This window comes from Bacillus thuringiensis (assembly GCF_022095615.2).
Lineage (GTDB): Bacteria > Bacillota > Bacilli > Bacillales > Bacillaceae_G > Bacillus_A > Bacillus_A cereus_AG.
Genome location: NZ_CP155559.1, coordinates 1704356 through 1718437, shown reverse-complemented (window position 1 = coordinate 1718437; position 14082 = coordinate 1704356). Strand labels below are relative to the sequence as shown.

Sequence of the window (14082 nt, the reverse complement as noted above, 5' to 3'; positions counted from 1 at the left end):
GCTTTGTAGGTCCAATTAGACCCCCGTCCTTTTACCGGAGACGATGCCGTCCGCCCTCTACTCAGTTTCCCTTTCGCAAGCGATGCTCCGAGGTGATCTTCAATGATTCGATTGTTACTACTCTCACAGCCTAGGAGTAGCTCTCTGAAACGATCATAACCATCTACTTTCCTCTTCTTTGCATATGCAACATATAAAGTTAGAAAATTCTTAATTCACTTTCATTTGTTAAACGTATTATAGGACGTTGTTCTTTTCATTGTCAACATGTTTTCAGAAAATATTTTCAATAATACATATATTTTTGAATCTTTTTTATTGCGCAATAAAAATTTTTGTATAATACTATATAAAACATATACATTTAGGAGGATTACAACAATGTCCGAAAAAACATACGAACTCGCAACCTTCGCAGGCGGTTGCTTTTGGTGCATGGTAAAGCCATTTGATGAACTTCCTGGCATTTATAAAGTACGTTCTGGCTATGCAGGTGGTCATGTAGAAAACCCAACATATGAACAAGTAAAAGCTGGTACATCTGGTCATTTAGAAGTTGTACAAATTACATTCGACCCTTCTATTTTTCCATATGAAAAATTACTAGATTTATATTGGCCACAAATCGATCCAACTGATGATGGCGGACAATTCTTTGACCGTGGTCCCTCTTATCGCACTGCTATTTTTTATCATAACGAAACGCAAAAAGAGCTTGCTGAAAAATCAAAACAAGCTCTTGCAGAAAGCGGTATGTTTAAAGAGCCAATCGTAACTGAAATTCGCTCGGCTGCACCTTTTTATGAGGCTGAAGAATACCATCAACATTTCTATAAAAAAAATCCAGAGAAATATGCTACTGAGCAAAAAGAATCTGGCCGTGAAGACTTTATAAAAGAAAATTGGCAAAAAAAATAATAAAAATGCATCGTACCTTTTAAGTACGATGCATTTTTATCTTTGAAAAAAGTACCATACAATTATGAGAACAACCGCTGTTAATGTCCAAAGTGCTATTTCATTTTTCACTCTACTCTTTTTCTTATTCAATTCCTCTCCTCCTAATAGCAATACAACATATTCAAGATTTCCTCTGTTTAATTGTCCATCTTATATACGTGAATACATCCGTACAAATTCTTATAACAAGACCACCAATAATTCCGATTGCAATTGAAATTACTAACATCTGTCCAAAACTAAGAGTAGTTGTGTATGTTATGTAGAGAACAACGCATACAAGTAAAACATCCGGTAAAGAAAGCAAAAACTTTTTAAGCATTTCTTCAGCTCTCCTATGCTTTATTTATCTCTTCTACTGTAGCTTTGAAATAAAGCTTGTTTAAAAATTCTATTTAGACACTCATTTTACGCAAAAAGAATAAGAACCCCTTTTGAAAAGAGATTCTTATTCATCAAATGCAAATCTGATTATTTTCTACATATCCTTTACTATAATTACTCCTAAAATAGAATAATATTACTAGTAATTTGTTGTGAATTAACTATTTGCTAGGCAATCGGATGTTACGCCAGCTACTTACGTCGCATTGTCCATATGTATTGTCACCTACCGCTACCACGGTGCCATCTAATTTAAGACCGACCGTATGCACACAACCACCCGCTATCGCTACAATATCGCGCCAATCACTTACATTACATTGACCATACTCATTCCTGCCCACTGCCACCACGGTACCGTCTGATTTAAGTCCGATTGTATGATTACTCCCTGCCGCTATTGCCATAATATCTTTCCAGCTGCTTACATCGCATTGACCAAGTTTATTATTACCCACTGCCATCACTTTGCCATCCGATTTCAAACCAACAGTATGAAGATAACCTGCCGCCAACTCCACCATACCACGCCATCCACTTACATTGCATTGGCCATATCGATTATTCCCCACAGTGGTCACTGTGCCGTCCATTTTAAGACCGACTGTATGCCAGTCACCCGCCGTGATCGCCACAATATCTCTCCAGCTACTTATATTACATTCTCCTTCTTTATTTCGCCCCACTGCTATTACTGTGCCATCCGGTTTAAGGCCAATAGTACGACGCCACCCCGCTGCAACCGATACAACATTATGCCAGTCGTTAACATCGCATTGATCATGCTTATTCCATCCCACCGCTTCCACAGTATTATCACATTTCAGAGCGATTGTATGAGCATTACCGGTGTTCGTCGCCATATGAACATTGCCCGCTGCGACTGCTTCCATATCATACCAGCTACTTACATTACATTCTCCTTCTTTATTTCGCCCTACTGCTACTACCGTTCCATCTGATTTCAGAGCAACTGTATGACCACGACCTGCCGTTATCGTATCTTTAGGCCACCGTTTCGCTTTTAATATCTCTTCGTAATTCATGTTCTACCTCCTTGCATATAAGCAACTGTATCCAAATAGATATTTTTATCAAATTTCATTATAAATGACATGACTTTTTTTATAAATCTACAACTATAAAAGAAGCCCATAATTACTTTTTCAAAAAATAAAAACCTCCAGTTCACATACTAGAGGTTCCTTCTTTATTTCTTCAATCGCTCAATAAAATCGTTCAATTTATCAAGTGATTTCATATTCTGATTACAAGCTACACCATCTTTGCAAATATAGTTTCCCTTTTTAACGAAAGTTCCTGGTACATCACCTTTAATTTCAACTAAAAACATTCCTACTTCTTCATGCCCATGACATAATGAACAAATGCTTTTTTTATTTAAACTTTGAAACGTACCTTGCAGACCAACAAACTTATTTTTATCATTTTTCGCTATAATAAATTTCCTGCTTGACCCTTTATCAATCCAGCTTAAATAAGATAATTCTTTCATATCCAGTTCTTCCATATCAGGAAGTTTTAACTTTTTCGCTTTAGGAAATAATTTTTTTAATGTTTGCGCTGTAACTTCCTGAAACGGAATGACATACGGATTTATTTTCATTAAAAACGATTCTGCATCTTCTCTATTTTGAACTGTTAATACCGTATCAATTAACTCTTTCTGTTCATCCGTTAAATTCTCAAATACATGTATTATCTTTTCAATCGCAAGTGATTTTAACGCTTGAATTACACCTCTATCATTTGCCGTTGCATGCCCATTTGCTAAAATATAAGCTTGTGATTTTATAAAATTGTATTGATCACTTCTAATAAAAGCTTCCATCTTTATCACTCCATACAAATTGTTGATCTAGTTTTATTGTATACAAAGATTCAGCTTTTTGATATGTAAAAGATAACTTAGAAACGAATATTACATACTTCGATTATGTTCTACCGCTTCATTTCCTGACAAAAGAAACCATCGTCTGTTTTCCATTCTGCATATAATACATCCTCAAATTTAGTAATCCCTTTTTGCTTTATTTGTTTATACAGCCATCCTTCATCAAAGCCAGCTTCTCTCAAATTATCTTTCACTACTTTTCCATCACTAATTAATGAAATCGGTAAGTATACAGGCTTATGTTTTAAACTTAAATCATTTATAGTGGGTGATTCGTATTTACTTTTCTTCAGAACGCTTATGTTTCCATTAGGTTCCAAAATCATATATTCAACTTCTCTGATTGAAAATATGTCTTTTTGCTGCCTAAGCATTTGTTGTAGTTGATTAATATCCAAATGATTTGAACTTAGTTGTTCCCTATCAATATATCCATTACGGATAATGATTGAAGGGGAGCCTTCAAAAAAACTTCTCGTCCCTCTAAATTTTTGTGTTATCACTTCTATTGAATAGATTAACACTACCCATACAAGTACTGCATATAAAATAGACCATATTTTTATTTCCGGATCATATATAGTATTTCCAACTAATTCTCCGAGAACAATGGCAGAAATAAAATCAAATGGCGTTAACTGAGATATTTGTGTCTTCCCTAATATTTTAGTAGCAATCAATAGCACAAAAAAACCAAAAAATAGTTCTATCGTTATTTGTCCTAAATGATTCATATATGCTCACCTTTCTGCTTTTCACTCAAATGCTCTATATCCTAGTAAAGAAACGGCACATTTTTTCTATTATCTTGTCCATTCATACACAATATATCCGATACATACAAAGCAAAAAGAGTCTAGTTCAAAATAATATTTGAACTAGACTCTTTTATCTTCATTTAGAATACACTATCTTTTTAATCGTTTCTCCGGAAAGAAAATACTCCTCTGCAAGTTGATGAACAGAAACCCCACTTTTAAACGCTTCTTTAATCGCTTTATTTCTTTCATCTAATTGTTTTCTTCCTCCAGATCGTGTACCCCATTTATAACGTTTTGTTTCTTGTTTTGGAATGTAAATTGTTTCACCTTGTATATACTTTTGAATTTCAGTAATTAAACTTTCTGGTAAAACCGTCGCAGCTTTAACGTATTTCATTTCTGCTCGCCCCTTATTTTTTATGGTTCATTTCAATAAGGTGCAAAGCCAAATATAAAAAATGATACGAGCTCATTTAGGCGATTGTATATTACTTATCTACCTCACGCAAAGTATCGCCATTTCCATACTTGGCTTTGCATGAGACGTTGCAGTGTCTGGCAATTGAATTATAATCGCCATATAAACACCTCCTAATATACCTTTTTCATTTTATTATATGATAAATTCCTTCCCCTTGCATCCACATCCTTTTTGAAAGTATTTTAGACTCATTATCTAAGAAGGGATATCAGTTCATAACAGTAAACGAATTACAAAAAAGAGCAAAATAAAAAGGTAGCGTATCATAGAACGATACGCTACCTTTCTTTTTAAATAATCCCAAGTACATTTAAGAATACGATAATAATCGCGATTGGTGCAATAAAGCGAAGTAAGAATAACCATAACACGAACAGTTTATAGCCCTTATTTTTACTTACACCCAGCTCTTTCATTAATACATCTTTCTTCATTTTTAAAGGAACAAAGATAGAAACTAATAAAACACCAAGTGGCATTAATACGTTACTAACTGCATAGTCTGCTAAATCAAAGACTGTCTTTCCGAAAATCTTCAGATCACTTAATATACCAAATGATAATGCTGATGGTACTCCAACAACAAAGATTAATAATCCAACGATTAATGCCATTTTTTCACGTTTCCCTTTACCTTTTGCAGTTAAAGATGCAACGCTAATTTCTAACATCGAAATTGCTGATGTAATAGTCGCAAAGAAGAATAGTAATAAGAAAACGATGAAGAATAATTTCCCGAATGCCATTTTACTGAAAATAGCTGGCAGTACGATAAATAATAGTCCCGGCCCTTGTGATGGTTCCATTCCAAATGCGAACACAACTGGGAAAATTGCAAGTCCTGCAAGTAATGTAATAACTAATGTTAAGGCAACGATAGAAAATGCTGAACGCGGTAAGCTTTCTTCTTTCGGTAAGTAAGAGCTATACGTTACCATAACGGCTACACCGACAGATAACGAGAAGAACGATTGCCCCATTGCATATAAAATGACTTCTGATGTTACGTTTGAAAAGTCAGGTTGTAAGAAGAAACGAACGCCTTCTCCAGCACCATCTAACGTAAGTGCACGAACGATTAAAACAAAGAATAAAACGAATAATGCTGGCATGAAATATTTATTTACTTTTTCAACACCATTTTGTACACCTTTACTTACGATGAAAATAGTAATAAGGATGAATAATAGCTGTGATCCAACTGCTAAATACGGATTGGAAATGATTTCACCAAACGTAGCTTCGTATGCTCCATTCCCTTCCCATAGTCTACCTGTAATTGCATTCCATAAGTATAATATAATCCAGCCGCCTACAACACTGTAGAAAGAAAGTAGTATGAAACAAGTTACAATTCCCAATTTCCCTAACCACGGCCATAATGTTTTTGGTGCGATTTCTCTATAAGCATCAACGGCCTCTTTTTGTGTACTTCTGCCGATAACAAATTCAGCTAATAATAGCGGTAAACCAATTAATAATGTGAAACCGATGAAAATAAGGAAGAACGCGCCGCCCCCTCCAATTCCGGCCATATACGGGAACTTCCAAATCGCCCCTAGACCAATCGCTGAACCTGCTGCAGCTAATACGAAACCTAATTTCGATGTCCATTGCTGTGAATTCATTTATTAATCTCCTCTCTATCTCTTTTTCTTTGTTACAATTCCGTATTTATATTGTTCTATCCATACTCTTTTCTAATACGTTCACTTCCTCCCTAATAATAAAAAAACGCCCCTACGCAAATACGTAGGGACGACAAAAATATCGCGGTACCACCCTAGTTATGAAGATACAACAAAAGTAAGACCTAAATAAAAAACGCCCCTACGCAAATACGTAGGGACGATAAATTATCGCGGTACCACCCTAGTTATGAAGCCACAACAAAGTAAGACCTAAATAAAAAACGTCCCTACGTAAATACGTAGGGACGATAAATATCGCGGTACCACCCTAGTTGTGAAACAATCTTCACCACTTTATTTGATAACGGTATAAACTACCGTCTTTCATTTCCTCATAATGTGAGATTTATGAAAGATGCTCCAGGACGAACTTCATGAATAATCTATATACTGATTCACACCAACCATCAGCTCTCTGAAATAGGGAGATATTCACTACTATACCCTTTCATTGCCCAAATATTATTTTCCGAATTGATTACTATCATTTTTATCACACATTAAAAATAGTGTCAACTTATATTTTTAATTTTTATGTATTACATTCTATTTAAAAATTCAAAATATGACTTTTGTATGAATAGTATTAGAACATTTATGGTTTATACTGTATTAACTTCTCTAGCAGGTTTATAGTAGTATACGATGAATGCAAGGCAGCACGAGTAGGAGGAAAGCATTTTGTCTACTTCAAAAGTTTTAAAAGGTACTGCTTTATTAAGTGGTGCAACAATGATTTCACGTATATTAGGTTTTATATACTTCTTCCCTTTTCAATTATTAGTCGGAACACAAGGGGTCGCTTTATATGGATATGCATATTCTTGGTACGGTATTTTATTAAGCTTCTCAACTGCCGGTATTCCTATTGCCGTTTCCAAATTTGTTGCAAAGCATAATGCGCTCGGTGATTATAGTACAAGTAAAAAATTATACAACTCTAGCGTAAAATTAATGTTGTTTATGGGCTTTTTAGGGTTTTTAACTTTATTTATTGGAGCACCGTACATATCACAATTTATTATTCGCTCGAAAACGCCAGATCCACAATTTATCGCCGATGTAACACTTACGATGCGAGCATTAAGTTTCGCACTTATTATCGTACCAGCTATGAGTGTTACACGTGGTTATTTCCAAGGTTTTCAACATATGAAACCAAGTGCCGTGTCTCAAGTCGTAGAACAAATTGCGCGGGTGGTTTTCATTTTAGTTGGCAGTTTTATCGTCTCAAAACTATTAGGAGGTTCCGTAGCTTCTTCTGTTGCAGTTGCTACGTTTGGCGCTGTTATCGGAGCGCTTGCTAGCGTTTCGATTTTAATGGTGTACTGGAAAAAATATAATAGATTAAAGCCTCCCGAAGGAGAACTAAAATCTAGAGCTTCGAATATCCCATTAAAAAATATTTATATAGAATTACTTCGATATGCAATCCCAATTGTATTTGTCGGCATTGCAATTCCGCTCTATACGTTAGTAGATCAATATACTGTTGCTGATGTCCTTAGAGCGATGGGAGAGCCTTTAGAAACAGCGAATGCCGTGTTCGCTTATATAACGAACTATGCACAAAAGTTGATTATGATTCCCGCTTCACTTGCAACTGGATTCTCGTTAACGATCATTCCGGCTATAACGAAATCTTATACAAGCGGGAAACTAGAAGAATTACAAGAGCAAATTGCAAAGATATTTCAAGTCTTATTATTCTTCACTATCCCAGCTGCATTCGGTCTTGCTAGCATCGCTTACGATGCATTCCGTATGGTTTATGTAAATCCTGAAATTGCACTTAGTGGATCACAATATTTAATTTCATTTGCACCTTCCGCTATATTAAGTGCAATTTTCACAGTTTCAGCAGCTATATTACAAGGAATCGATTATCAAAGAAAAACGATGATCGCTTTCTCAGTCGGTATTCTCGTTAAAGTTTTAGTAAATACACCGCTCTTACATTTATTTGGCGGACACGGCGCTGTAATTGGAACCATTCTTGGATACCTCGTTTCCAATGTTATTATGTTGTACTGCATCGTTAAGTTTGCGAAATTTAAAATTGGCGAAACGGCAAAAACAGTACTTCTTATTACAATTTATTCCGCAGCAATGTCTGCTGTTGTAATTGCATTAAAAGCAATTTTAAAATGGATTATTCCTGGACAATCTTATATCGAATCACTGCTTATTGTATGTATTTGTGGCGTCGCAGGAGGACTTGTTTACCTTGTATTCGTATTAACAAGCGGACTTGCTTCACATATTCTCGGTGATAAGATTCAGCGATTACCCGTACTAGGTAAATTAGTCAAATAAAAAGAAGGGATGTAACGCATTGTTACATCCCTTCTTTTCTATTTTGCATATTGAATATGTTCTTGTTGTTCAGCAATATGTAATTCTGGAGCATGTTGTTCTACTAAATGTAATAGCTCTTCGATTAACACTTCTAACTCCTGTACACTATACTCCGGTTTCCCTATTAACGTATTCGCCATACGCTCATATAAATTTTCAGGCTTCACACTCATTCGTTCCACATTATTCGGCATCCATTTAAACGCCGGGTGATGCACATACATTCGGTTTAAACCAAATAAGATCCCAAATATATTTCTTTGTACTTCACAAATAACATCATATAACATAAGCCAGTCTTTTCGTTTTAAAAGTGCCTCTCGATTATGCCAGCGATTGCTTAGCCAAAGATTTTCTGAAATCATCTGTGCCGCAAGCTCTTCTGGATATGATACCACCCTATCTTTTAATTCATTCACTTTCTCTTCTCCATACAAACTAACACCGTCATGAACGGATGATACGATACATTGTTTTTCATAGCTTATATCATATTGATCCACCACATCCGAAATAACTTTCTCTACTGTTTCTGTTAAAAAGTTACTAATCTCTAATTTAATTCCCTCTTTTGTCAAATATGTTTCCGACCATTCTTCTTCCTCGTAAGGATGATATGACAAAATCGCTCCACCAATATGATTAATAGGCCCTTTACGATCCTCATCCTCTGGTGGTACTGACCATAAAATATGTAATTCTATATCTGAATGTTCATCTTCTAACTTTCTAGCCACTGAACCTGCTAAAATAATAGCTTCGATCTTCGGATTTCTCCTATAAATCTCCGACATTTCTATTGCTTTCTCTTTTAATCCCACTTCATTTCCCCCTAAAATTGCAGTACATCGTTACTTTTTCATTTATCTATTTCGATATAACCTTTTCAAATTCCTACTAAATCATATTTCTATCCAATAACGCTGAACAATTTCACCTGTATGAGAAGAAACCACTTCATCTTCTAACACACCGCCAACCTTGTGAATCGTTTTTGCCGATGCAATATTAACTTTATCGCAAGTTATTAACACTTTCTGCAACCCTAACTTTTGCGCTTCATATAATGCGAGCTTCAATTGTTTTGTCGCGTAACCTTGGCGACGTTTATTCGGATGAACACTATATCCAATATGACCGCTTTCCCGCAATAATTCTTGGTTTAATCGATGTCTAATATTCACAAAACCTATAAGTTCCCCGTTTTCAAAACTTAAAAATTGGCTAGACGGTACTCGATTACCTTGTAAGTTTTCTCCCACTTCTTGTTTACTCACTTTTTCAAACCATTCATCGAGAGAATCAAAATTTTGTAAAGAACTACTGCCGTGTGGTTGTTCATCCGCATGTAAAAATGCCTCTCGATACTCCATAATTTGTTCGCTAAATTCATTTGTCGGTTTTAATAGTTTCATTGTGTTTCTCCTCTCTTAATAACCTATAACAAACCCCTTAATAGCGCTATTTCACCATTAAGGGGTTTCCATCATTTTTATTCAAATAATCCCATACTCAAATATCGTTCTCCCGTATCAGGTGCAATACATAAAACTTTTTTACCAGCGCCTAATCGTTTCGCTATCATAATCGCTGCGTAAACAGAAGCTCCTGAAGACGGCCCAACTAATAATCCCTCTTGTCTAGCTAAGTTTCTCATTGTCGTTAAAGCCTCTTCGTCTGCAATTTGAATAATTTCGTTATACACTTCTGTATTTAAGTTTTTCGGGATAAACCCTGGACTTGTTCCTACTAATTTATGAGGACCTGGAACACCGCCCGATAGTACGGGAGATCCTTTCGGTTCTACTACTGCAATATATAAGTTTGGTAGTTTCTCTTTTAACGTTTCCCCAGTCCCTGTAATAGTTCCACCAGTTCCTGCCGTTGCAACAAAAGCATCAAGCTCTCCATCCATTTGTTCATAAATTTCAATTGCAGTCGTATAACGATGAATATTCGGATTTGCTGGATTTTCAAATTGTTGTGGAATAAAACTATTTGGGATTTGCTTTTGCAGTTCTAATGCCTTCGCAATTGCTCCCGGCATTCTTTGTTCTGCCGGTGTTAAAACTACTTCTGCCCCGTATGCTTTCAATAAATTTATACGCTCTTTTGACATATTGTCTGGCATAATTAAAATCGCTTTATACCCTTTCGCAGCTGCATTCATCGCTAAGCCTATTCCTGTATTTCCACTTGTCGGTTCAATAATTGTATCTCCTGGTTTGATGAGACCATTCTCTTCTGCAACATGCAGTAAATTATAGGCAGCACGGTCTTTCACACTGCGTGACGGATTAAACATTTCTAGTTTTACATACACATCTGCTGCGTCTTCTGGAATAAATTTAGATAATCGGACGACAGGTGTATCTCCTATTAATTCTGTAACATTTTCACATAATTTCATAGTGCATCCCCTATTCTATCGTTTTCTTATCACTTGGTAATAACCAAGAAGTAAGTCCAATTAATGGTAGACAACTACATAGTAACATAATGAATTGTAGACTATATATATCAGCTAATTTCCCAAGAATTACAGAACCTAAAGCGCCCAGTCCAAACGCAAGTCCTACAATTAATCCAGATACCATTCCTACTTTTCCAGGAACAAGCTCTTGCGCATAAACAACAATTACACTAAAACTACTTGAACTAATAAAACCAATACATAAAAATAGCGGTACGACCCACACGAGCGAAACATGAGGTAATAACAGGGCAAGTGGCGCCGAACCTAGCATTGAAAATACAATAATTGTTTTCTTTCCAAATCGATCTGCTAACGGTCCACCAAAGAAAGTTCCTAATACACCGGCAATCATAAATGCGAATACGAAATACTGGGCATTTTTTATAGATAAACCGTAATGTTCAATTAAGTAAAATTGATAAAAATTCCCGATACCAGCACCGTACCAAGAACGTACAAAAGTAAGAAAAACAAGAAGTAGAATAACAAATTTAATATGTGTACTTACAATCGCATTTTCCGCCTCAAGCGCAGCCCTCTTTTTTCTTCTCACAGCGCCAGTTGCTAATTCATTCCTATACCAATTTGATACGAAAATTAATAATACAATTCCTACTGCTGCAAAAGCTGTAAAACCTAAAGAGCCAATTTGGCCGAGCGGAACGAAAATTAATGCTGTAAAAATAGGAGCTAGGGAATTCCCTGTATTTCCTCCCACTTGATAAATCGCTTGTGCTAAACCTCGTTTTGCCCCTGCCGCCATATAAGCAACGCGAGCACCTTCTGGATGGAAGACTGCGGAACCTAATCCGATAAATAAAACAGAAATAATAACAATAATAAAGTTCGGTGCAAAAGCAAGTCCAATCATCCCAAGCATACTCGAAAACATACCAAGCGGTAATAAAAATGGTGATGGCTTCTTATCCGAATACATACCAAAAACCGGTTGCATAATCGATGACGTCATATTTAATGCAAACGCAATCCATCCTACTTGCATATAGGATAAATTCATCGTTTTTTCCAAAATAGGAAACAACGCCGGCACAACTGCTTGCATCGAGTCATTTAAAAAATGACCGAAACTAATCGCAAATAGTATTCGATATATCGTCGGTGTTTCCATTGTATTTTTTTTCGAAACTGCCTGCATATATGAATCTCTCCTTCCTGTACAAAATATATATTTATTACAGTAGGTGTAATAAATTCTGACTTTTGAAACATTTATATTCTATACTGGTTTCATTTCTTTTTCCAGAAATATCACTTCTTACATAATATATTTTTTCTATACGTTTTATCGGATTTATTTATAGAAATTTTCTATATTTTCTTTTATACTAGGACAGAGATGAAGGGAAGGATGACAACTATGAAGAAAAAAACTAAAGGAATCGTTGCACTCTCAATCACATTATCTATTTTTTTAACAGCATGTGGTCAAAAACAAGAGACAACAACTACCGGGGAAAAGAAAAAAGAATCTTCAAAACGCGTATTAAATATTGTAGAAGCTGGGGAAATTTCTACACTTGATTCGTCTATCGCAACCGATGGGTTTTCTTACGCTGCATTAAACAACGTAATGGAAGGATTATATATGCCTGGCCCTGACAATAAACCTGTTCCTGCGGCAGCTGAATCATACAAACTGAGCGAAGACGGAAAAACATATACATTTACATTACACGATTCAAAATGGTCAAATGGCGATCTAGTGACTGCTCATGATTTTGAATACGCATGGAAACGTGCCGTAAATCCAGAAACTGCTTCTGAATACGCACATATTATGTTCGATATTAAAAATGCAGAAAAAATAAATAAAAAAGAATTACCAATTGATTCATTTGGTGTAAAGGCGATTGATAATAAAACGCTTGAAGTGCAGTTAGAACACCCTGTTCCATACTTTTTAGGGTTAATGGGATTTGCAACATTTTATCCTCAAAACCAAAAGGTTGTAGAAGCGCAGGGGAAAAATTACGGACTTGAAGCTGCAAATGTAGTGTATAACGGGCCGTTCCAATTAAGTGAATGGAAACATGACACAAGTTATAAAATGACAAAAAATCCGAACTACTGGGATAATAAAAATGTGAAGTTAAATGAAATTAATGTAAATATCGTAAAAGATACTTCAACAGCCGTTAATTTATTTGAAAGCAAACAAGTAGACCGAATTACGATTAATTCAGAGTTTGTTGATAAATATCAAAAAGATCCGAGCTTAAAGAAAATGGAACGCCCTTCTATGACATTTTTCCGATTTAGCCAAAAAAATTCTTTATTAGCTAACAAAAACGCTCGAAAAGCTATTTCGCTAGCTTTTGATAAACAAGGAATCGCTACAACGATTTTAAATAATGGTTCTATACCTGCGAATGCATTCGTTCCGAAAGGATTTGTAAAAGGACCTGATAATAAAGATTTTCGCAGTACAAGTAATGTAAAAGTAGAAACAAATGTGAAAGAAGCTAAAACACTATGGGAAACTGCGAAAAAAGAAACAAATTTACAAAACGCTTCTCTTTCAATCATAACAACTGATGAGTCTAACGATAAAAAAATTAGCGAGTTTTTAAAAGGTGAATTGGAGAAAAACTTACCTGGATTAAAAATCACATTACAGCCCCTTCCAGTAAAAGCATTTTTAGATCGTGAAGGAAATGGTGACTATGAAATTTCACTTTCTACATGGGGACCAGATTATCCTGATCCTACAACATTCTTAAATATGTTTGTCACTGATGGACCGTTTAATAAGATGAGCTATTCAAACAAACAATACGACGAATTAATTGAGAAAACGAGCTCTACTTTAGCAACTGATTTACCAGCACGTTGGAAAGCGTTCCAAGATGCAGAGAAAATCTTACTTGAAGATGATGCAGCTATCGCTCCAATCTTCCAATCAGGACTTGTATATTTAGAACGTCCAACAGTAAAAGGTGTTGTTATTCGTCCATTTGCAGGAATTTATTCTTATAAATGGGCCTCTATTACAGAATAAGAAAAATGCGATCCTAACATATATTAGGATCGCATTT

At 35.5% G+C, this 14082-nt stretch carries 13 protein-coding genes, 1 pseudogene and 1 other annotated feature; of the genes and pseudogenes, 4 read left to right on the top strand and 10 right to left on the bottom strand.

Going from position 1 to position 14082, the window contains the following annotated elements; translation table 11 throughout:
- The first annotated feature begins 381 nt into the window (after window positions 1–381).
- On the top strand, window positions 382–918 hold the full coding sequence (gene msrA / locus KZZ19_RS08930; protein WP_237981414.1) for a peptide-methionine (S)-S-oxide reductase MsrA: 537 nt from the start codon (window positions 382–384) through the stop codon (window positions 916–918).
- A 163-nt stretch (window positions 919–1081) separates the two neighbouring features.
- Here the strand turns inward: msrA and KZZ19_RS08925 are convergent, their stop codons facing one another.
- From KZZ19_RS08925 to KZZ19_RS08905, 5 genes are all read right to left on the bottom strand, one after another.
- Window positions 1082–1282 carry a hypothetical protein gene (locus KZZ19_RS08925; protein WP_046959071.1) on the bottom strand — a complete coding sequence of 67 codons (201 nt, stop codon included), beginning with the start codon at window positions 1280–1282 and terminating at the stop codon, window positions 1082–1084.
- Between the two features lie 223 nt (window positions 1283–1505).
- Window positions 1506–2390, bottom strand: coding sequence for an RCC1 domain-containing protein (locus tag KZZ19_RS08920; protein ID WP_237981415.1), 885 nt, complete (start codon window positions 2388–2390; stop codon window positions 1506–1508).
- A gap of 164 nt (window positions 2391–2554) precedes the next feature.
- A complete protein-coding gene (locus tag KZZ19_RS08915) occupies window positions 2555–3196 on the bottom strand; it encodes a FusB/FusC family EF-G-binding protein (RefSeq protein WP_000387067.1) in 642 nt (213 codons plus the stop codon).
- Between the two features lie 110 nt (window positions 3197–3306).
- Entirely contained in the window at window positions 3307–3993 is a 687-nt protein-coding gene (locus KZZ19_RS08910) for a DUF421 domain-containing protein (RefSeq protein WP_088095974.1), read from the bottom strand.
- Between the two features lie 160 nt (window positions 3994–4153).
- Window positions 4154–4417, bottom strand: a complete 264-nt coding sequence (locus KZZ19_RS08905; RefSeq protein ID WP_088095973.1) for a CD3324 family protein — start codon at window positions 4415–4417, stop codon at window positions 4154–4156.
- 257 nt (window positions 4418–4674) lie between these two features.
- On the opposite strand from KZZ19_RS08905, the pseudogene KZZ19_RS08900 reads away from it, so the two are divergent.
- Window positions 4675–4752, top strand: a pseudogene (locus tag KZZ19_RS08900) (polysaccharide deacetylase family protein); the annotation flags it as partial.
- Window positions 4753–4791: 39 nt separating this feature from the next.
- On the opposite strand, the gene KZZ19_RS08895 reads toward KZZ19_RS08900, so the two are convergent.
- On the bottom strand, window positions 4792–6129 hold the full coding sequence (locus tag KZZ19_RS08895; protein WP_098887614.1) for a sodium-dependent transporter: 1338 nt from the start codon (window positions 6127–6129) through the stop codon (window positions 4792–4794).
- A 301-nt stretch (window positions 6130–6430) separates the two neighbouring features.
- Window positions 6431–6653, bottom strand: a binding site (T-box leader).
- A 220-nt stretch (window positions 6654–6873) separates the two neighbouring features.
- On the opposite strand from KZZ19_RS08895, the gene KZZ19_RS08890 reads away from it, so the two are divergent.
- Window positions 6874–8508 carry a putative polysaccharide biosynthesis protein gene (locus KZZ19_RS08890; RefSeq protein WP_237981416.1) on the top strand — a complete coding sequence of 545 codons (1635 nt, stop codon included), beginning with the start codon at window positions 6874–6876 and terminating at the stop codon, window positions 8506–8508.
- 38 nt (window positions 8509–8546) lie between these two features.
- Here the strand turns inward: KZZ19_RS08890 and KZZ19_RS08885 are convergent, their stop codons facing one another.
- From KZZ19_RS08885 to KZZ19_RS08870, 4 genes are all read right to left on the bottom strand, one after another.
- Window positions 8547–9371, bottom strand: a complete 825-nt coding sequence (locus KZZ19_RS08885) for a DUF4037 domain-containing protein (protein ID WP_237981417.1) — start codon at window positions 9369–9371, stop codon at window positions 8547–8549.
- Between the two features lie 81 nt (window positions 9372–9452).
- On the bottom strand, window positions 9453–9965 hold the full coding sequence (locus tag KZZ19_RS08880; protein ID WP_237981418.1) for a GNAT family N-acetyltransferase: 513 nt from the start codon (window positions 9963–9965) through the stop codon (window positions 9453–9455).
- Window positions 9966–10042: 77 nt separating this feature from the next.
- A complete protein-coding gene (gene cysK / locus KZZ19_RS08875; RefSeq protein WP_237981419.1) occupies window positions 10043–10960 on the bottom strand; it encodes a cysteine synthase A in 918 nt (305 codons plus the stop codon).
- Window positions 10961–10970: 10 nt separating this feature from the next.
- Window positions 10971–12182 (bottom strand): MFS transporter, encoded by a 1212-nt coding sequence (locus KZZ19_RS08870; protein ID WP_237981420.1) that lies wholly within the window; start codon window positions 12180–12182, stop codon window positions 10971–10973.
- A gap of 222 nt (window positions 12183–12404) precedes the next feature.
- On the opposite strand from KZZ19_RS08870, the gene KZZ19_RS08865 reads away from it, so the two are divergent.
- On the top strand, window positions 12405–14045 hold the full coding sequence (locus KZZ19_RS08865; RefSeq protein WP_237981421.1) for a peptide ABC transporter substrate-binding protein: 1641 nt from the start codon (window positions 12405–12407) through the stop codon (window positions 14043–14045).
- The last annotated feature ends 37 nt before the right edge of the window (window positions 14046–14082 follow it).

Bases quoted from the DNA above. Each gene is read 5' to 3' on its own strand.
- msrA (WP_237981414.1), top strand. From the start codon at position 382: ATGTCCGAAAAAACATACGAACTCGCAACCTTCGCAGGCGGTTGCTTT.
- KZZ19_RS08925 (WP_046959071.1), bottom strand. From the start codon at position 1,282: ATGCTTAAAAAGTTTTTGCTTTCTTTACCGGATGTTTTACTTGTATGC.
- KZZ19_RS08920 (WP_237981415.1), bottom strand. From the start codon at position 2,390: ATGAATTACGAAGAGATATTAAAAGCGAAACGGTGGCCTAAAGATACG.
- KZZ19_RS08915 (WP_000387067.1), bottom strand. From the start codon at position 3,196: ATGGAAGCTTTTATTAGAAGTGATCAATACAATTTTATAAAATCACAA.
- KZZ19_RS08910 (WP_088095974.1), bottom strand. From the start codon at position 3,993: ATGAATCATTTAGGACAAATAACGATAGAACTATTTTTTGGTTTTTTT.
- KZZ19_RS08905 (WP_088095973.1), bottom strand. From the start codon at position 4,417: ATGAAATACGTTAAAGCTGCGACGGTTTTACCAGAAAGTTTAATTACT.
- KZZ19_RS08895 (WP_098887614.1), bottom strand. From the start codon at position 6,129: ATGAATTCACAGCAATGGACATCGAAATTAGGTTTCGTATTAGCTGCA.
- KZZ19_RS08880 (WP_237981418.1), bottom strand. From the start codon at position 9,965: ATGAAACTATTAAAACCGACAAATGAATTTAGCGAACAAATTATGGAG.
- cysK (WP_237981419.1), bottom strand. From the start codon at position 10,960: ATGAAATTATGTGAAAATGTTACAGAATTAATAGGAGATACACCTGTC.
- KZZ19_RS08870 (WP_237981420.1), bottom strand. From the start codon at position 12,182: ATGCAGGCAGTTTCGAAAAAAAATACAATGGAAACACCGACGATATAT.
- KZZ19_RS08865 (WP_237981421.1), top strand. From the start codon at position 12,405: ATGAAGAAAAAAACTAAAGGAATCGTTGCACTCTCAATCACATTATCT.